Origin of the sequence: Acinetobacter sichuanensis (genome assembly GCF_003024515.2) — a bacterium.
Classification (GTDB): Bacteria; Pseudomonadota; Gammaproteobacteria; order Pseudomonadales; family Moraxellaceae; genus Acinetobacter; species Acinetobacter sichuanensis.
This window is the reverse complement of the sequence record NZ_PYIX02000019.1, coordinates 23,874-44,499: the sequence shown is the minus strand read 5'-3', so window position 1 is coordinate 44,499 and position 20,626 is coordinate 23,874. Positions and strand designations below refer to the sequence as shown.

Genomic DNA, 20,626 nt, shown 5'->3' with positions numbered 1-20,626 from the left:
GGATTTATATGAAAATTCTATCTCCCAAACCTTCTCACCGAGCTATATAGGGTACGAAGGTACTTTCAATCTGAATTTTCCGATCAACTCATGATCATTTCCTGAGTTTAACAAGAGATCCTTTTCATTGTTCAATTCAAATACTTTTACTGACCAAGGCATCACCACCACGACACTTGATTTAATGTACAGGTGCTTTTTCCAAATCTGCCTGTTTTGCACCCAATTCAGAACGCACCACTTGTTGCTCAAAACCTGCTCGATCCAATGCAGCACGTTCACTGTGATCCATTAAAGAAACCGCACAACTGACAATAAAAGCCAAAGGCATAGAAAACAGTGCGGGATTGTCATAAGGGAAAATCGCCTGTGCATAACCCATGACACCGACCCAAACGGTTGGTGACAAGATCACCAAAACAATGGCTGAAATAATGCCCGTGAAACCGCCCCATAACGCACCTTTAGTGGTGAGATCTTTCCAGTACATGGCTAAAAACAGCACAGGGAAATTTGCCGATGCTGCGATGCCAAAAGTCAGCCCCATCAGGAATGTAATATTCATTTTTTCAAATAAAATTCCGCAAGCAATCGCAATAATTCCGAGTGCAACCACCGCTATTCTTGAAATATTCATTTCCTGTTTTTCTGTGGCTTTGCCTTTTTTGATGACTTTTTGGAACAGATCATGTGAAATCGCAGATGCTCCTGCCAGTGTCAGTCCTGCGACCACGGCAAGAATCGTGGCAAATGCGACTGCTGAAAGAAAGCCCAATAATAAGTTACCACCCAATGCACCTGCCAAATGAATCGCAACCATATTGGAGCCACCAATTAACTCGCCACCAAGTTTGCCATCGACATAAAAACTCGGATTGGTACCGATAATCGAGATTGCGGCATACCCTAATAAACAAACTAAAATAAAGAAATAACCGATATAACCTGAGGCATAAAACACCGATTTACGTGCATCTTGTGCATTGGATACGGTAAAGAAGCGCATTAAAATATGTGGTAAACCTGCCAAACCAAAAATTAAGCCTAATGATGTGGATAATGCATTGATTGGATTGGACAACATTGAACCGGGTTCAAATACTTTTTGTCCCAATTGGTGATTTTGAACCGCGGCAGCAGCTAAATTGTCGAGGCTAAAACCAAAATATTTAAGACATAAAAATGCCAGTACTGTGCCACCGAATAATAATAAAATCGCTTTGACAATCTGAATCCATGTCGTTGCCAACATGCCACCAAACATGACATAAACCAACATCAGACAACCGACCAAAACCACAGCAACGGTATAATCTATGCCAAATAGCAGTTTAATCAGCTGTCCTGCACCTACCATTTGCAGCAGCAAATAACAACACACAACGATCAATGAACCACAGGTGGCTAAAATTCGGGTTTTATCCGGATCCAAGCGATAAGACACGATATCTGCAAAGGTGTATTTACCCAAGTTGCGTAAGCGTTCCGCCATTAGAAAGGTTAAAATCGGCCAACAGACAAAAAAACCAGTGACATAAATAAAGCCATCATAGCCTTTAAAAAACACCATGCTTGATGCACCCAATAAAGTGGATGCAGACATATAGTCACCCGCAATTGCCAAACCATTTTGTCGGGCTGAAATTGAACCACCCGCGGTGTAAAAATCTTCTTTGGAATGGGTTTTTCGCGCTGCCCGCCAAGTGATGATCAAGGTCATCAAAACCACGGTGGCAAACATACCAATCGCTGTCCAGTTCAAACTTTGGGCAGTGGCTGCTTGTGCATGTCCACTAGAGGCAATCAACACTGTCAGCAAGAGTAATTTATTCATACTGATACTCCCGCTTGAGTTGTGCTTTTATACGATCAAAGTGTTGATTGGTAATGTAAATATAAATTCCTGTAATCAACCAGCTTAGAATAATCACCAATGCAGCAATCGGCATACCAATGGTAATGACACGATCACCCAATGTTTGTGCCAAAATTTGTGGTGAAAAACTCGCTACCCCAATAAAAACAAAATAAATCAATAGCACACTGAAACTCAGATATAGGGCAAAGCGATTACGGGCTTTAACCATCTGTTTAAATTGGCTGTTTTGTATAATTGCGGCTTCTATATTTTCATTGTTTTGCATATCAAAAATCCTTTTTTTGATGATCTTCTTTAATGACCGTGTTAATGGTCTTGTTTACTGACTTTTTATCGTCCTAAACCACACTGAGTTGCTGAAAATAGTGTTGATATTGTTCCCTGAGTTGTTTTTTGCTGATTTTTCCTGTTGGGGTATGTGGGATTTCTTTGACGAGAACTGTGGCTGAAGGCAGTGCCCATTTATGTAACTGTTTGGAAAGATACAATTGCATCTCTTCATGACTAATATTTTGATGATCTTTCGCCACCAGCACCAATAAAGGTCGCTCGCCCCATTTGGCATGTTCAACAGCAATCACTGCGGCTTCATGCACTTTGTGATAACCCATTGCTGCATTTTCCACTTCAACGCTACTGATCCATTCTCCACCTGACTTAATCATATCTTTGGCGCGGTCGGTGATGTGCATATAGCCTTGTGCATCAATGGTTGCGATATCGCCTGTATCAAACCATGTAGAATTTTGCTGTGGATGGTGTTGCTCCACTGAAGCATTGATGTAGTGTTGCACCACCGTATGCCCACGTATTTCCAAGACACCTTCTTGCGTACCATCAAATGGTAGTTCTGTCCCATCCAAGTGCTTCAAACGCATTTGCATACCAAAAATCGGACGCCCACATTTCACCACTTGCTGATCAAAATTTTCAGAAATCAATGCCGTACGATTAATAGCACCAAGTGAACTTGTTTCGGTCATGCCCCAACCATTTTCCAGTTGGATGCCCAAGTCCTGCATGCTTTGAATTAAGGCAAGTGGCGCAGCTGAACCCCCTGAAATTGCTCTTTTTAAATTCAGCTGAAGCTGTGGATGTTGTAGCAGATGATTTTTTATTGACGTCCATACGGTCGGCACAGCCATAGAAATGTCGACTTGTTCTTGCTGCATGAGTTGCACCATCTTGTCGGCTTGCCCTGCAAATTGGTTAGACCACACCAACTTCGCGCCACATAAAACCGCATTAAATGGCATATCCCACGCACTGATATGGTAAAGCGGTACCATCGGCATCATCACACTTTTTGAATGCAAACCCACAACTTCCACCATACTCATGCTCATCGCATGCAGAACCGTACTGCGATGCGAATACAACACACCTTTGGGTTGTCCTGTAGTGCCTGAGGTATAACACAGACCACTCGCCTGCGTTTCCTCAATGTCTTGCCATGCATAGCTTTCAGGTTGGTTCTGAATCAGCGCTTCATAAAACTGAAAAGGAAAACTTGCCGTTAAACTTGGATTGATATCGCCAAGGACAATCACATGCTTTAAGAATGCTGAAAAATATGGATAGAGTTGTTCTAAAATCGGCAGGTTTTCAGGTTCAACCAAGAGCACTTCATTTTGTGCATCACAAATAATTTGCTGAATTTGTGCAATTAACAGCTTGGGATTAATGGTGTGATAAATACGCCCTGAACACGGAATCGCATAATGCAGTTCCATATGTTGATGCGTATTCCACGCTAAAGTCCCTATTTTGGCATATTGCGATATTTTTAATTGATCCAGAACGTGAGCAAACTGTGCCACACGTTTAAATGCATCTTTATAACGATAACGATGCACTGTTATGCCATCCGACTTTAAAGACACAATTTCTTGTTCTGCATGTACCATCATTGCATGGCGCATGATTGAGGTGATATTCAAATTGCAATGCATCATCAGTCCATTCATGATTTTGGTATCCTTACACAATTTCCCAATTGAGTTCAGACAGACTATTGCAATGATGATGCCAACTTTTTAATTATTATTTTTCAATAACTTACATTTTATCAACATTTCAAAACTGAAACCTTTTTCAATTCTGAAATTGCAAAATTATTAATTTTTCAATAACTTCATTTTGCGCCACAACGTGGTACGACTGATATTCAAATTTTGCGCCACAATATCCAGATTGCCATCGGCAGCATCAATCGCCTGTTCGATCAATTGTAACTCCTGATTGATCTTCACGGCTTTTAAAGGACTCTGTTCCTGTTGATCTGCTTTTTGAAAAATTTCAGGAATATGTCGCTCAATAGAATGCTGTGACAACAGGCTTTGATCCAAACGACTCATGACTGCCAAACGTTCAATAATATTTTCCAACTCACGAACATTGCCCAACCAATGATATTTTTGTAGTGCTTTCAGCACATGCTCAGGCAACTGCTCACGGCTTAAATCATGCTTGCTTAAAAAATGCGATACCAATTCCAGAATATCGACACGGCGCTGTCTCAGCGCAGGTACAAAAACCCGTAAAATATTCAGGCGATAATACAAGTCAGCGCGAAACTCGCCTTTTTTCACCTGTTCTTCAAGATCACAATGCGTGGCTGCCAAAACCCGAATATTGACATGATGACTGACAATCGAACCCAATCGGTTGATTTGACGTTCTTGTAATACCCGTAAAAATCGAGTTTGTAAATGCAAAGGCATATCACCAATTTCATCTAAAAATAGCGTGCCATTATGCGCCGCCTCAATCAGTCCGACTTTGCCATTTTTCTTTGCACCTGTGAACGCCCCTTCCTCATAACCAAACAGTTCACTCTCCAAAATACTTTCAGGAAAGGATGCACAGTTAATCGCAACAAAAGGTGCTTTTGCCCTTGCACTGTATTGATGAATACTTTGTGCCAATAACTCCTTGCCTGTACCGCTTTCACCTGTAATTAAAATTGTAGCTTCAGTTTGAGCATATTGTTTTGCCAATTCAATGCTTTGTAAAAATTGTGGATCTTTACTAATCAGATCTGAAAAGCGATAACGGGTATTGAATTTTCGGCTTGAAACCTTACGAAACTCACTGCTCGATTTTTCAAAACTTTCCAAATCCTGAGCACTGAGAATAAAACCATCAATATGTTCATTTTTTAATACAGATAAATGTACCGCCAGTTTTTTCGCACCCACCGTCAAAATCTGATGGCTATTGTCCAAATTCAGATCCAAATGCTGAAAAATATGATGTACCGATTGATTTAAAACGGCTGTGGCATGGATCCCCAACAATTCAGTCATGGATTGATTGATAAAACGGATATTGCCCGTATTGGAAATAAAACAAATCCCATCGGTCAAATGATTGAAAATTTCAGTCAGACGTTGAGTATGTTGTTTTTCTTCACGAATTTTATCCAGTCGCTGCAAGGCACTCTCAAGATGATCGTGTAAGGCATTACTGCTGATTGCAAGTTGTGCTGCCATATTGAGACTGAGTGCCATTTCTACAGCTACAGGCGAACCAATCACCGCATCAAACTCTTGCTGTTGCGCAAGCTCCACCGCTTTTTTGGCAGCCAGATATGAATCATAGCTAAATTGCTGAATTTTTAGGGCAAAGACATCGGCATATTGGGTCAGATTGACACTTGAAGTACTGCCCAGAAGTGCGATTTTTTGATACTGCTTTAAGTTAGAAATGGCTTGGATGACATCAAAAGCCCCTGTGCGAATCGGGTGAATTTCAATGGGCAATTTTTTCTGTAAATAATGTGCTGTCGCTCCAGTACAGAGTAAAATTTCACTGCCATTTTCAACCAATTGTTGAGCAACATCCAACACATCGGAAATATGACATTCGACAAAACCAATTTGATCCGTATGGATTTTGGCAATGGTTTGCTCTGCCAATGCCCGAAAGCCATTAATAGATGGCGTTTTAATATAACTCACCAAAATATTAATCGGCTTTTGATTCAGCATGTTACGATCTTCCTATGATATTTCTCTGTTGTTCAGCAAACCGCTATGCAATGGCTGAACAACTATGTCCACAATCTACTTTTATTTCTACGCCAGTCATTCCTCGACCTGCTTCCGATGCTAACAGTAATAGTGCGCCATTTAAATCGGAAAATTCAACAAATCTACGCATTGGAATACGTTTTAAAATGGCTTGTCCTGCTTCGCTCGTTAAATAATCCTCATTAATTTCAGTGACCATATAACCCGGTGCAATCGCATTGACCCGAATATTAAAACGTGCCAATTCAACCGCCATCGCTTCGGTTAAATGTTTGAGTCCTGCTTTGGATGCACAATACGGTGCAACCCCCAAATTAATGCTTTCAGATAAAATCGAGGTAATATTAATAACGGAACCCGCTACTTTTTGTTTGACCATATGCGACACCACTTCCTGCGCGCACATCCACGGTGCTTTTAGATTGGTCCCTACAATCGCATCCCAGTCCGCATCGCTATAGTCTAAAAAGCGTTTGGAATCGCCCACACCTGCATTGTTGATTAATACATTTACATGTACTTGTTTTTGCTCCAAATCCTGTAACATCGCCTGAACCGCAGTACGGTCATTGACATCAAATGTATAGCGATGCACTTGAATGCCGTAGTCTTGTTCCAACTGCGTTTGCAACTGTTTTAAACGTTCCTCACGGCGGGCGCAAATAATGATATTGGCTCCCTGCACTGCATAAAATGCTGCAATGTGCTGCCCCAAGCCACTTGAAGCACCCGTCACCAAAATATTTTTTCCTTTTAAATCAAACATGCTTTTTCTTCCTTGAAATTAATCTTAAATTTTCCCATTTAATAATTTTTTTGAAATACTCATACGATGTACTTCATTGGCACCATCATAAATACGGAAGCCACGTGCATCTTTAAAAATTTTGCAGACCAAGTTTTCATCGGTAATCGCCTGTCCACCCAAAATTTGCAAACTGCGATCAATAATTTTCCAGATATTTTCTGAACTGATCACTTTGACCAGACTAGATTCGTAATTGCCTTTGTCATTCATGTCCAACACTTGCGCACAATAATGCACCGCCAGACGAGTACTCAGCAGATCCATTTCATTGTCCGCCAGCATAAAACCCACGCCTTGATGATCACCCAAACGCTGACCAAAAGACTGACGCTCACATGCATATTGGGTGGCAATATCATGCGCACGACGGGCTTGCCCCAACCAGCGCATGCAATGGGTCAAACGTGCAGGGGCTAAACGTACCTGTGCATACTTAAAGCCTTTGCCAATTTCACCCAACACATTTTCTTTGGGAATACGCAAATTCTCAAAACGTAAAATGCCATGACCACCTGCAAAACAGGAATCCATCGCATTCATATTTTTTTCCAGAATAAAGCCTTTTGCATCGGTATCGGTCAAAAACATCGAAGCAGAACCATCTTCCATTTTCGCCATGATAATTGCCACAGAAGCACCATCCGCACCTGTAATCAACCATTTACGTCCATTAATCACATAATCATCACCATCCAATGTTGCTGTAGTGAGTAACATGGAAGGGTCAGAGCCTGCGCCGGGTGCAGGTTCAGTCATGGCAAAACATGAACGAATTTTGCCTTCGACCATTGGCTTGAGCCAGCGTTGTTTCTGTGCATCACTCGCGACTATATCCAGCAAATGAATATTGCCTTCATCGGGTGCATGAATGTTCATCGCGATTGGACCCAAAGGAGAATATCCCGCTTCTTCAAAGGCAACGGCTTTTTGTACATGTGTCCACGCTTGTCCGCCCATCTCCACACTTGCATGCGGGGTCAGCAAACCATGTTCACGTGCTTTTTCAATCAATTCAGCACGTAACTCAGTACTTGGTCCATGACTGTCCTGACGTGGGTCTTGCTCATAAGGAATCACCACCTGTTGAATAAAATTGCGAACTTTTTGTTGTAATTCAATCAAATCCTGACTCAGCGTCTTCATACCGTTTCCCCTTTAAATCCATTGGTACGCATATAAATGTTGTAAACATGATCCAAAGCATTTTCAGATTCATTTATTTTTAAAATGTTATGTGCCGTAAAGTTTTGCAATAAAATCCGACTTTCCACGATTTGCTGATCTTGCAGATAAAAATCAATGATATTCAGACAGGCATAATTTTGTTCCTGTACCTGAACATCATGCTGCTGCAAACCTTGCACCCAATTCAGTACGATTCGATTCACCGCATCATGTGCAGAAACCAAGATATGCTGTGTAGTCTGCTGTGGTTTGGATTGACTTTGCTGTCGCAACATCTGCTGAAACCATGTGATCACCCGTGTTTCAAAATCAGTCCATGACTCGCCTTGTAAAAATCCATTCAAAGCAAATTTTTTCGGGTAATAAGCTTTTTTAATCAACACTTCTGCTTGATCTACAGGAATATCTTTAAGCCGACCTGATTTAATTTCACGAATCTCATCATAAGAATCTATGTCTTTTCGAGCTTGTTGCCTTGCCAAAATTTCGGCGGTCTGTATTGAACGGGGCATGGTTGAAGAAAAAATCTGATCCATCTGAATGGCTTGTAAATGCGCTGCAAGCAACTGAATTTGTTGTTCACCTTGCGCAGATAAAGGTGCATATTTCGGATTGATCGGCTGTTGTGCGGCATCGAAATAATCAACATGACCATGTCGAACCAGATAAAGACGTATCATCGACATGTTTAACCTGCCTTGGTCATATTCAAATCAAGCTGATTTAATTGCTGTAAAAGTTGCAACGCCTGTAAGTCAGATTGCTTCGCCATTTCAGCACATAACTGCTCTGTACTTTGCTCCAGATCCTGCACAGGAAATTGGAAATAATCCTGTAAAATTTTCAACTGCTGTTGTTCATTTTGTGCCGCACTTTCAATATAATTTTTGACCAGTTGAAAACTGCGTTGTAGCATCAAAATATGATATTTCGACTCGGGATGCTTGGCTTGCAACTCATGTTTTAAGGTGGCTTGGCTCGCCTCAATCAGTTGTAAAATCTGAGTTTGATTCATTCTTTATCTCCCAGAATATCGAGAATATTTTTTTCCAGTTGTGGTACTAAAAATGCTGTTAATGCCAGTTCTAAAGATGGCTCAGTATTATCCAGATTACGATTGGCTTGTTGCAGTGCGATAATCGCCCAACGTACATGCGCCAAAATATGCCAAAACTTCAATTCAAATTCAGGAATAAAGACATCTGCATGTTCTGCATAGGCTTGAATAAAATCCTTATATGCACCAATGCCACCTGCAACTTGCGCATTTTGACCAAAGCGCCAGCATTTTGCGGTGAACCAACCGATATCTTCCCGGCGATCGCCCCAATGGGCAAACTCCCAATCCAGAATGCCCGACACATGATCATGGTCTATCATGATATTGCCTGTACGATAATCACCATGTACCAGTACCAGATCATCAATCACAGGTTGATGTTGCTGCATCCAACTCAGCGCAAATTCCAGAATTGGACGATGCTGATTTAGTTTGTGCAAGTGTGATTGCAACAGTTCAATTGACTGATTTAAATAATCGGCTTTGATCGGTTTTGGAATAATTTTTTCTATTTCAGCGTCCGCAGAAATGGCATGCAAATCTGCAAGTCGCTGTCCAATGTCCTGTAAAATTGCCACTTGAAGCTCAGGCTGATTCAGGCGTACCAATTTATGTCCTTCTGCCATACCTGATATTTTCTGCATCACAAAAAAATCACTGTTTAAGGTATCACCTTTGCTTTGAAACAATAAGGGCTCAGGTACACGAACATTCAGTTCATATAAACGCTGTAATAAGTCATATTCCTGTTTACGGTCGGAACTGGCTTCGACGCTGGTTTCGGCATTTTTGCGAAGGACAATTTCATAATCAGCATGTTCACGCTGTCCCTGAATCGCCCAGTTTTCCTGAATCGCACCGCCACTGAGTTTTTTAATTGGCATGGGTGAGGCGGTGTGAATATCCAATTTGTTCAATAACAGCGTTTGCAATGCCTGCAACTGAATGTCATCCATAACATATTTCCTTTTTGTGTTGCATTTTCCACAGGGTATGATTCCCATATTTCATTTTGTAATTGCAAAGAGCGTGCCATATAAAATTTATTTTATTTTTCAATTATTTATACTTTTACAATGTTTTCACATTTGCAAAATCGTTTCAAATTTGAAAAATATGATTTCAATTATAATCATTAAGTCTAAAATTTGAACTCAGCTATTTATTGTTTCATGCATTTATTAATTTAATAATCTATCAACTTTTTAAATAGTTTATTCAAAAAAATATAAATTGGATTTATCAAAAAAAATCATTAATGATAGATTTCATAGTTATTCACTCGGAATTAAATCATGGATCGAAAAATCAAAATTGCTATTATTGGTGGAGGCATCGCAGGCTTAGCACTTGTAACAAATTTAGTTAAAAACAAAAATTTAGATGTATATTTGTTTGAGTCTGCACCACAATTCTCAGAAATTGGTGCAGGTATTTCATTTGGAGCAAATGCCGTTAAAGCGATTCATTTACTTGGCTTAGGTCAAGAATATGAAAGTATCGCAGATCAAGTCAAAGCACCTTATCAAGATATTTGGTTTCAATGGCGTAATGGCTATACAGATGAATATCTTTCTGCCTCACTAGCACCAGAGATCGGACAGTCTTCTGTACATCGTGCTGATTTTTTAGATGCACTCATTCCTTTAGTTGATCAAAAACATGTACATTTTAATAAACGTGTAAAACAGGTTGTAGCAACTGAAGAAAGTGCAAAAATCTTTTTTGAAGAGGGTGACATATTTGAATGTGACTATGTTATTGGTAGTGATGGTATTCATTCTGTAGTACGCCAACATGTACTTGAGTCACAGGGTTTAGAACAAGTTAAACCTAGATTTTCAGGAACGTGGGCATATCGTGGTATTGTTAAATATGCTGACTATAAACAGGAAATTTCTCGTTTAGGTCATGATCCAGAATTAGCTGATGTACCACAAATGCTATTAGGTCATGATAAACACATTTTGACTTTCCCGATTCGTCAAGGCGAAGAAATTAATATTGTAGCCTTTAAGTCCGACCGCAATCAGACTACACTCCCTGATCATACGCCATGGACTATGCCAACAGATCAGTCAAGCATGCTCAAAGATTTTCATGATTGGGGGCAAGGAACCCAAGCATTACTCAATTTAATTGATCATCCAACGATTTGGGCATTACATGAAATAGAGCCTTTAGAAACTTATCAAAATATTTATAAAAATGTCATTTTGATTGGTGATGCTGCCCATGCCATGCTTCCTCATCAAGGCGCAGGTGCAGGACAAGGTTTAGAGGATGCTTTGATTTTAGCGCAATTATTTAGTGTATCAGGAGTCAGTATTGAACATCTTTCTGACATTTCTAGCATTTATGAAGAAATAAGAAAGGAAAGAGCAATAAAAACTCAAAATACTTCTCGTGAATCTGGAGAAATTTATGAATTATATGCACCACAATTTGCTAATTTTACCGCAGTAGGTGAACACTTAATACATCGCTTTGATTGGTTATGGCAACATGATTTAGAACAGGATGTTTTAAATGCTAAAACACAATTAAATGCTGTCCTTAAAACTGAACTGGAAAGCTGCTGAGATTAATCTTTCAGCTTTTTTATTTTTAATTTTATGTTTCATCGACTAGGGATGTCTTTATGAATACATTAAATGCAAACGAAATTATTGATCATGCTAAACTTAAAGGTATTCATTGGCGTGTAATTTTACTCAGCGCGCTTATTATTATCTTTGATGGTTATGACTTGGTCATTTATGGTGTTGCTCTACCTAAGCTTATGCACGAGTGGCAAATTGACCCCATGACTGCTGGATTTTTAGGAAGTTTAGCACTTTTTGGCATGATGTTTGGTGCCATTATTTTTGGAAGTTTAAGCGATAAATTAGAGAAGTATGGCTTCAGTCGTAAAAAATTAATTGCAGTATGTATTATTATTTTTAGTGGTTGTACGGTGTTATGTGGCTTTTCTTCATCACCAAATGAATTTGGATTTTATCGTTTTCTCGCAGGATTAGGTTTAGGTGGTGTTATGCCAAACGTAATTACGCTGATGACTGAATATGCGCCAAAAAGACTCAGATCTACACTAGTTTCACTTATGTTCAGTGGTTATGCAGTAGGAGGAATGTGCTCTGCTTTATTAGGAATGTGGCTTGTTCCTGTCTATGGTTGGAAAATCATGTTCCTTTTAGGTGGATTACCTTTGATTCTTTTGCCTATCATTTGGAAACTTCTACCTGAGTCAATTGACTATTTAGTACGTCAACAAAAAAATGAGCAAGCATTAAAAATTTTAAAGCAAATTGATCCTAATATTCAAACTAATCTTGATACAAGAGTACATTTACATCAAGAAAATCAACAATCATCACAGTCACCATTAAAAGACCTGTTTTCTGAAAGTCGAGGAATCACAACACTATTGTTTTGGGCAAGTGTGTTTATGGCTCTTGTTTTAGTTTACGCTTTAGGAAATTGGTTGCCTAAATTAATGATTGAAGCTGGCTATGATTTATCAACAAGTCTCGTCTTTTTATTTGCACTCAATATTGGTGGTATGTTAGGTGCTATCTTTGGTGGTTTTTTTGCTGATAAATTCAGTCTACCCAAAGTATTGCTGATCTTATTTGTAAGTGGAGCCATTTCTTTATTTTTATTAAGTTATAGTTTGCCTACAATGCTTTTATATCTCTGTGTTGCCATTGCAGGAGCAGCATCGATTGGCGGACAAATTTTATTACTTGCTTATATGTCGCAATATTATGCTCCTAATATTCGTGCTACTGGTTTAGGAATGGCATTAGGCGTAGGACGTTTAGGCGCGATTTTAGGTCCAATTTTATGTGGTTGGCTACTGAGTCTAAACCTTCCCGTACAATATAATTTTATTGCTTTGGCAATCCCATGTATGATTGCGGTATTTAGTGTTACTGCAATTTATCTGCGTAATAAACGAATTGCAAAGGAAACATGCATTGATAGTAAAATTGCTTATTGACAGTATGTGACAAGAGGGCAATAGCCCTCTTTTTTAATGTCAAAGTTTATAGGGATACAAAATTGATTGATCTGAGTTTAATTAAAGTCTTTATCATTATTTATCAAACTAAAAATATTAGCCATGCAGCCGAACGTTTAAACCTCAGCCAACCTTCTGTGACCTATAATTTAAATCGTTTACGTAAAACTTTAAATGATCCTCTTTTTATACGTGATAAATTTGGTGTTAAACCCACGAAGCTGGCTGAAAATCTTTATCCTACTTTTTATGAGTCAATTGTCAAAATCGATCTTGCAATTGATTCAGCAAAAAACTTTGACCCATTCACATCAAATAAAACTTTCCGTTTAGGTGTTTCTGATCTAGGTGAAATCTGTTTATTACCATCTTTAATGCAATATCTTGTTCAACATGCACCAAACATAAAATTAGAAATTGAAGAAATCCATTCAGATAAAGTCGAAGAATGGCTAATAGAAGGTTTTATAGATGTTGCTGTATTTAATAGCAGCTACACCATTATGCCGCAAATTGAGTCTCGTAATTTATTTGAAGAGCATTATGTTTGTATTGCCAATAAAAACCATCCTCGTATTCAAACAGCGCTTAACTTAACCCAATACCTTTATGAAAGGCATATTTCAATTAAATCATCTACGGGTCATATTGAAATTGATCAAAGAATTAAAGAGCTAGGTTATAGTAGAAAAATTATGTTAGAAGTTCCACATTTTAGTGTATTAGAAAATATTGTTAAGAACTCTGATCTTTTAGTTACCTTACCTTCACGCGCTGCTGCCGTATATCAAAGCAATACTGATGTAAATATTTTTCAGCTTCCTTTTGAAGTTCGACCTTTTAATGTCAGTGTAAACTGGTATAACCATAGAGATGATGTAGAAGCTCGTAAATGGTTTTGTTCAATTTTAAAAAATATTTTTAGTACTTTATAAATAACACTACGCTTACATTTAATTTTTTGTTTGTTCATTTTAAAAAGTGTAGCAAATTGCTACACTGATTTTTTATTCTTTATCAGCAAGTTTTTTAAAAATTGCTCTAAATCTGACAAACTTTTTTCATCAAGCTCATTCATTTTTAGAGATACTTTTAAAGTACTGTGATCAAATTTAATATTACCTGCAACTTTTCCATCATATTCAATTTTATGTACAATCGAGGTTTTTATGGGTTGCTTGGTCTGCTTTGACTTTAAAATTTTCTCTGCAAATAACGCAAGTTTCGTTTGTTCAACTTCTTTATTCAGTAGTTTTTGCCATGCTTCCAATAAAGCAGCCTTAGCAAAATCATGCTCTACATAATCTGATAAAAACTTTTTGACTGCTGTTGCAGCAGTTCGCGCAAGTAATGCTGGCTGTTGTTCTAAATCATCAATAAGTTCTTTAGGTAATTTTTCAAACGAAAGATATTTATACATATCTTCACGATTCATACCTAAAGATTTAGCTAACTTTTGCTTATTCTTTTTTAACTTTTCATCTAAACCATTTAGTCCAACATAAATTTCATAATCTGTTAGATCTTCACGTTTTAAATTTTCAGCTAATGTTAATAAGGCAACATCTTCATCTGAAGCATCAATCACAATAACTTCAATGATATTTTTATTTAAAAATTGATGTGCTCTTAATCTACGCTCACCCGCAATCAGCTCATATTTATCGTGTAGTCTGCGCACTGCTATAGGCTGTAATAAACCGATCTCTTCAATTGATGCAGCTAATTCTTCAATATCATTCTGATTAAAGACTTTACGGGGTTGATTTGGGCTGGGTTGTATATCATTAATTTGAACATTGCGACGTAACTCTTTGACATCATTAACATGTTCTTTTTGTGCAAGTTGATGCTTTTGTGTATTTTGTTGCAAACGTTGCGCTAAAAGTTCTTTAGTACTGACCATAATATCCTCAAAAGTCTTATTTCACACGACTTACAATTTCTTTAGCAAGTTGCTGAAAAGATTTTCTAACTTTAGTATTTTTATCCAAGACAAGAAGTGATTGCTGCAAAATAGCTGCTTGATTCACTTTAGTACTCATTGGAATAGTGGTATTGAGCAATTCACCCACTTGAGTAGAAGCTTCATCTCGAATCAATTTACAGACGTTCTGGCGTTCATCATGTTTAATGAGTAATGCACCTAACAACTTTAACTCAGGATTTATTCTGCGAATTTTACTTAAATGATTAATTAGGTCAGTAACACCATATAAACCATATTGAGATCCTGATTCAATTGGTATAATGACATGTGTAGATGCAGCTAAAGCATTACTCGTTAATAATTTTAAACTTGGTGGGCAATCTATCAAAATATAGTCATATAAACCTTTAAGTAGTTCTAACTTACTAGAAAGTTCCTCTGATGGTCTTGCAGCATCATCTTTGAGTTGATCTTCTGTTTTACCTAAGTTAAGTGAACCATAAATAAGTGAAACATTTTTAAAGTTTGTTTCTTCTTCTAAAGCATCTGATAGTAAGCTTAAGTCTCCAACCAAAAGTTCAGCAGACGTTGTTTCTACTTCACTAGGATGACGTAATCCTATGTGTAAACTCGCATTGGCTTGCGGGTCTAAGTCAATCACTAATACCTTATTTCCTAAATCTGCTAATTCGGCTGCAAGATGAACTACTGTTGTAGTTTTTCCACAACCGCCTTTATGGTTTGCCACAGCAATGACTTTAGTTGATATACCAATCATAATAAACCTCATTTGAGTTATTGTAATATAGTCAAGTTTGTAGCAACTTGCTACACTTAATTCATATTAAAGTCGTGCCATGCTGTAAAATGGCTATACATTTAAATGATAAAATCTCGGTATGAAGCATAAAATTGATTAAATATTTTTAAGCTGAATTTTACGCTCATCAATCATAATACACTTGTAGCAACTTGCTACAGCTTTTATTATCATAAATTTTCTGAATTTCAATTTGCTATTTAACAGAGTTTATTTCTTACTCTAAAAAAGAAATAAACCATTCTGCCAATTAAATTCACTAATAAATGAAATCTCCTTCGCGATAAATTGTATGAAAGATTTTTTCATGAATATAAAATGATTCAATAGCTAACTAAGTATCAAGTTTATTCAAACCGAACTTTTCAATAACAATAAAATGTTAGCTTTTTAAATTTATTGAAAAACGCTTTCTAAGCTAACGATTTACTTTCTTATTTAATTTTAGTCACAATTAAGCCATTCACACCTTTAACTTTGGTTGGTTTTAAATCATACCAATCAAATAAATCTTTTGCTTTTGCTGCTTTATTAATTTCCAAGGCTTCATAAATCGTTCTGAGCTTTTCTTTAGCATCTACATTTGAAATAAACTCACCATTTCTTAGTGCTAACCTTGCCTGAATCGTACGTTTATTATCAGAAGTTGCAAATTCAGCTTCATAAAGCTCAGAAATATCTTTACTTCTAAAGCGTAAGGCTTTTATTTTTTCTGCACCCAAAGAAATATAGTATTTATTAAAAATCATATTTCTTGCATCTATTAATGTATAAATTTGCTCATCTGGTTTTTCTCTAGCTTCTACATATTCTTGCATAGTTTCACTAAAGCTTTGATAGCCACTGAGTAATTTAGACATTCCTGAAATCGGGCTAGTAAATTGAACTTGCTTTGACTCATCATTTAATAATTCACGAAATGATGCTGAATATCCTGAAACATTATGATCGACACCTTCAACATCACGTACAACATAGGTTGCTTCCATGGCTTCATAAGATTGTAGCTCTGACTTTAATGCAACATCTGATACATAAAATTGTTTAGTATCATCATTTAAAAATATGTATGGATCTTTACCAATACTATCTAATAAAGCTTTTACTACAGCAGGTTTATCTTTATTTACTGGGCTGTTCAATGCTTCTAATAAATCATTTGAGCCTTTAATTTTAGTTAATACTGTCGATTGCCATTCATCTTTTGTACAGCTTGCAACTTCAGGTACATTACTGAGTAAAATATTTACATATTCACTATATTGTGTATCACGGATACGCCCACAAATTTGAGGAATTAAAACGTGAAAATCAACTTTTGTATAATCTCGTAAACCATTAATAATAATATATGTTTTACCTTTGCTATCAAAAATGTCAGATCCTTCAAACATTGTACTTGTATAAAAATTCAACTTTCCTACAGGCTTTTCTACAACATCATCAACTAAGCCCCATGCACCTAATTTTGTGTCTAATTTACTTTCATTTTTAGCAGATTTAGAGCAAATTAGACGAATATCATCACGATTAAAGACAGCTTTTCCATCTGTACCCACTATTTTACTTAACCACTCCATAACTTTTGTGATTTCATTTACGGAGTTATAAAATATATGTGCATTACCTTCTTCACGACCCAATAAATAACTTAAACATAAGTTAAAGAGGGCATTGTTAATACTTATTCCTTTTTCTAATCTTTGTAAATTAAATTTTACAACTCTAACGTTTTCCCATTCAATCGTACACAAAGGTAAGTGACTAATCATGTCAGGAAAATATTCTCTTTTTGTTGGCGTCGCGGTTAAAAATACAAAAGCTTGAAATTTAGAGTAATTTTGTAAAATATATTCGCATTTTGGAGCTTTAAATGAACCTAAATTGACTAATGTATGTGATTCATCAACCAATAACTTAAATTCTTTTGGAATAAATCCTTTAATTTTCATTAATGCAGGTAGTGAATCAAAAGTACATATTATTTTTCTTGGTTTTGAGCGATCAGTTAATTGAGCAGTAATTTCATCATCATTATCAACCCATTTCCCACCACGTTTAATTAAATTTATTGTATTAATATGTTCATTATCAGCAACTTTAGATTTTAATAAATTTACATAAGGTACTAAAACAACATAATCTACATTATTTCTCAATACTAAAGTTGTACCACCACATCCTGTTATTTGTTTATTGATATAACAATTATCAGGAAAGTCATGGATTAAATCTGATAAACGCTTAGATGAATCACCAGCATGTATTGTTATTGTATTTTCTGAAATACATTCCTGAATACTTACTGTATTGTCAATAATTAAACTTTGGTAATCCATTTATCCATATACCTAACTAGGTCTTCTATTTTCATCTAAAGCAATATCATTACGCTTTTTCATATGATAAAGAACTCTACTAAATGAATAGATTAATGTCAAACTATTTTTTTTGACATTTAAAGCATATTTTTTAAACTAACTAATTGATATATAATTATTTTTATAATTTTATGTGTCTAATAAATTTAGCATTTCATTACGAAAAATAGCAGTTTTTTAGAAAAAATTAGACAAAAAAATTTCCTGATCTAACATTTGATATTTAAAAATGATTCATAAATATACATGTTAATATTTATTAATGTTATAAGTAGCACTTTGAATCTGTCGTTGCTCTGTCTTTATGGGAAACAAAAATAATGTGGATAAGTCGCAACAACACTTCAAAGTTTAAATTTAAAAATCAAATAAAATAACTAAAACTCTCTAAAAAAATTAGACAAATTTTAGAATGCTAATAAATGAATTAAACCATTGTTTTTATTAAATAATTAAAAAAATATTGTCTAATTTTTTTGACATTTCCTTATTACTATTATTAATTTAGAAAAATAAAATAAAAGTTATCAACAACTTTAAATTTAAAAATATTTAGATTGTTAAAAAAAACTTATTGATTTAAGATAACTGGGCTATTCTAACTTACTTCAATTTATGTTTTAAAAAAATTATTGAAATTTATAATGTTTTAGAGAAATAATAATTTCTTTATGGAAATAGGTTAAATAAAATATGAAAGTTGAAGATGTAACGTTTTTTCTTAAACAAGCAATTGAGTTAGCTTATGAAAATGCTCAAAAAGGAGGAAGACCTTTTGGTGCTGTGTTAGTAAATAATAATAAAATTATTGCTACTGGTGTAAATCAAATTCTGATTACAAATGATCCAACAGCACATGCTGAATTATTAGCAATTCGCGCTGCAAGTCAAAATTTGAATACAGCTAATCTTAATGGCTGTTCAGTTTTTGCTAGCGGACAACCATGTCCAATGTGTATGGCAGCAATGCGTATGGCTGGTATTGAATCAGTATATTATGCACACTCAAATGCAGATGCAGAACAGTATGGTTTATCAACTCAAGTAATTTATGAAGATCTAGCAAAACCTTTTGAAGAACAATCAATGAATATTGAATATGTACCTGTACGTTTTGAAGATAAACCACATTTATATGCGTATTGGAAATCTTGATTTCAATATATTTTTAAATTTAATTATATAAAAAATATAAAACTTTCTATTAAACAAGACTGTTGGTTTAATGAATAGGCTTGTTTATTTTAATAAATTTGATCTAAAAGTTAATTTTTATTTGTCAATTAATTTACTTTTATTAAGAATAATATTACTGATTTCTCAAATGATAAAACTTAATTTAAAAATATTTAATAAACTTTCAAGCCAATGATTTTAATAACATTTATTTACAATGGTCTTTATAGTTTACTATCGCTTTAACATGATAAATCACGCATAGTCTATTTTTTTAAATATTAGGTCATATTATGGACGGTATTAAAATTGCTGCTGTGGGTACTTATCATCCAATTACATCAAGAGACAACAGTTATTATTTTAATAAATTTGAAAATAAAAAAATGTTGAGTGAAATTTTTGAAAAAGTAGGAAGGGAGAAAAGATTTGTCATTAATGATGAAAATGAAAACTCATTAACAATGGCGATTACAGCTTCAAAAAGAGCATTAGAAAACCATAATATAACAGGGAATGATATTGATATTATTATCTTTTCCTCTACAACATTAGAGTTTTTATCTCCAACCAATGCATTAATTTTACATGCTCAATTAGGTGTGAAGAAGGAGTGTATTTGTTTCGATATTAATGCAAATTGTTTAGGAATGTTTGTAGCTTTAGAACAAGCCTCCATTTTATTAGGTTCTAAGGAGAGTTATCAACGGGCTTTAGTGATAGGTTCTGATTATCTGAGTAAAATTGGAGATGAAAAAACGCCTATTCCATCTACAATTGTTGGTGATGCAGCAGCAGCAATCATTTTAGAGAAAACGCCTGAAAAGTCAGGGATGATTGATAGATTATATCAAACAGATAGTAGCTTTAAGGATACTATTGTTTATCCACCTCAAGGTTTATCTCAAAGTCATAAAGATGACAAAATTCATTGGTCACCATTTTCTGGAGTAGAAAGTGTTGAGTTTGCAGCAGAAGCTTTACAGCAATTATTAAAAAATAATAATTTAAAAATAGATGATATTTCATGTTTTTTATTATCACAATTTACTAAATCAAATATTGATATTCTTCAGGAAAAGTTGAAATTACCAACTGAAAAAATTGAGTACATTGGAGATCAATATGGTTATACAGGAGTGAGTAGTTTTTTTCTTGCTTATAAAAGTAGATTAGAAAAGGGATTGTTAAAAAAGGACGATATCATCGTTTTTTGGACACTTGGAGCAGGATATCAAGCTGGTGTGATGTTATGGAAGCTTTAAAATTAATTTAAGTAAAAATAAATGACATAACACATTTGAATTTTCATGACTATGAAAAGGAATC

17 protein-coding genes are annotated in these 20,626 nt (G+C 35.6%); 5 read left to right on the top strand and 12 right to left on the bottom strand.

What is annotated here, in order from left to right:
• Window positions 1–181 precede the first annotated feature (181 nt).
• From actP to C9E89_RS12070, 9 genes are all read right to left on the bottom strand, one after another.
• Complete coding sequence (gene actP / locus C9E89_RS12110) at window positions 182–1,834, bottom strand: cation/acetate symporter ActP (protein ID WP_107008596.1); 1,653 nt, start codon at window positions 1,832–1,834, stop codon at window positions 182–184.
• Entirely contained in the window at window positions 1,827–2,144 is a 318-nt protein-coding gene (locus C9E89_RS12105; protein ID WP_107008595.1) for a DUF485 domain-containing protein, read from the bottom strand. The genes actP and C9E89_RS12105 overlap by 8 nt, the downstream gene beginning before the upstream one ends.
• A 73-nt stretch (window positions 2,145–2,217) precedes the next feature.
• Window positions 2,218–3,849 (bottom strand): long-chain-fatty-acid--CoA ligase, encoded by a 1,632-nt coding sequence (locus C9E89_RS12100; protein WP_107008633.1) that lies wholly within the window; start codon window positions 3,847–3,849, stop codon window positions 2,218–2,220.
• Between the two features lie 147 nt (window positions 3,850–3,996).
• Entirely contained in the window at window positions 3,997–5,871 is a 1,875-nt protein-coding gene (locus C9E89_RS12095) for a sigma 54-interacting transcriptional regulator (protein WP_107008594.1), read from the bottom strand.
• 43 nt (window positions 5,872–5,914) lie between these two features.
• The gene (locus C9E89_RS12090) at window positions 5,915–6,679 is read right to left on the bottom strand and encodes an SDR family NAD(P)-dependent oxidoreductase (RefSeq protein ID WP_107008593.1); all 765 of its coding nucleotides are present in this window, start codon (window positions 6,677–6,679) and stop codon (window positions 5,915–5,917) included.
• A gap of 24 nt (window positions 6,680–6,703) precedes the next feature.
• A complete protein-coding gene (locus C9E89_RS12085) occupies window positions 6,704–7,864 on the bottom strand; it encodes an acyl-CoA dehydrogenase family protein (protein ID WP_107008592.1) in 1,161 nt (386 codons plus the stop codon).
• Window positions 7,861–8,592, bottom strand: a complete 732-nt coding sequence (locus C9E89_RS12080; protein WP_107008591.1) for a histidine phosphatase family protein — start codon at window positions 8,590–8,592, stop codon at window positions 7,861–7,863. Before C9E89_RS12080 ends, C9E89_RS12085 begins: the two co-directional genes overlap by 4 nt.
• A gap of 2 nt (window positions 8,593–8,594) precedes the next feature.
• Complete coding sequence (locus C9E89_RS12075; protein ID WP_107008590.1) at window positions 8,595–8,921, bottom strand: hypothetical protein; 327 nt, start codon at window positions 8,919–8,921, stop codon at window positions 8,595–8,597.
• Window positions 8,918–9,922: a phosphotransferase family protein gene (locus tag C9E89_RS12070; protein ID WP_228199030.1), complete on the bottom strand. Its 1,005-nt coding sequence runs from the start codon at window positions 9,920–9,922 to the stop codon at window positions 8,918–8,920. Before C9E89_RS12070 ends, C9E89_RS12075 begins: the two co-directional genes overlap by 4 nt.
• A gap of 339 nt (window positions 9,923–10,261) precedes the next feature.
• Here C9E89_RS12070 and salA point away from each other — a divergent pair, with 339 nt between their 5' ends.
• The 3 genes from salA (at window position 10,262) to C9E89_RS12055 (ending at window position 13,925) form a co-directional block, all read left to right on the top strand.
• Window positions 10,262–11,548 carry a salicylate 1-monooxygenase gene (gene salA / locus C9E89_RS12065; protein ID WP_107008589.1) on the top strand — a complete coding sequence of 429 codons (1,287 nt, stop codon included), beginning with the start codon at window positions 10,262–10,264 and terminating at the stop codon, window positions 11,546–11,548.
• Window positions 11,549–11,607: 59 nt separating this feature from the next.
• Window positions 11,608–12,969 carry an MFS transporter gene (locus C9E89_RS12060; RefSeq protein WP_107008588.1) on the top strand — a complete coding sequence of 454 codons (1,362 nt, stop codon included), beginning with the start codon at window positions 11,608–11,610 and terminating at the stop codon, window positions 12,967–12,969.
• Window positions 12,970–13,034: 65 nt separating this feature from the next.
• Complete coding sequence (locus C9E89_RS12055; RefSeq protein ID WP_228199034.1) at window positions 13,035–13,925, top strand: LysR family transcriptional regulator; 891 nt, start codon at window positions 13,035–13,037, stop codon at window positions 13,923–13,925.
• Between the two features lie 59 nt (window positions 13,926–13,984).
• On the opposite strand, the gene C9E89_RS12050 is transcribed toward C9E89_RS12055, so the two are convergent.
• The 3 genes from C9E89_RS12050 to C9E89_RS12040 all read right to left on the bottom strand — a co-directional run bounded on the left by C9E89_RS12050 (window position 13,985) and on the right by C9E89_RS12040 (window position 18,079).
• A complete protein-coding gene (locus C9E89_RS12050; RefSeq protein ID WP_107008586.1) occupies window positions 13,985–14,896 on the bottom strand; it encodes a ParB/RepB/Spo0J family partition protein in 912 nt (303 codons plus the stop codon).
• 16 nt (window positions 14,897–14,912) lie between these two features.
• Window positions 14,913–15,689, bottom strand: coding sequence for a ParA family protein (locus tag C9E89_RS12045; RefSeq protein WP_107008631.1), 777 nt, complete (start codon window positions 15,687–15,689; stop codon window positions 14,913–14,915).
• 485 nt (window positions 15,690–16,174) lie between these two features.
• Window positions 16,175–18,079, bottom strand: a complete 1,905-nt coding sequence (locus C9E89_RS12040) for a DEAD/DEAH box helicase family protein (protein WP_107008585.1) — start codon at window positions 18,077–18,079, stop codon at window positions 16,175–16,177.
• A gap of 735 nt (window positions 18,080–18,814) precedes the next feature.
• Here C9E89_RS12040 and C9E89_RS12035 point away from each other — a divergent pair.
• Both C9E89_RS12035 and C9E89_RS12030 read left to right on the top strand, forming a co-directional pair.
• Window positions 18,815–19,276: a nucleoside deaminase gene (locus C9E89_RS12035; protein ID WP_107008584.1), complete on the top strand. Its 462-nt coding sequence runs from the start codon at window positions 18,815–18,817 to the stop codon at window positions 19,274–19,276.
• Between the two features lie 314 nt (window positions 19,277–19,590).
• A complete protein-coding gene (locus C9E89_RS12030) occupies window positions 19,591–20,562 on the top strand; it encodes a ketoacyl-ACP synthase III (RefSeq protein WP_107008583.1) in 972 nt (323 codons plus the stop codon).
• The last annotated feature ends 64 nt before the right edge of the window (window positions 20,563–20,626 follow it).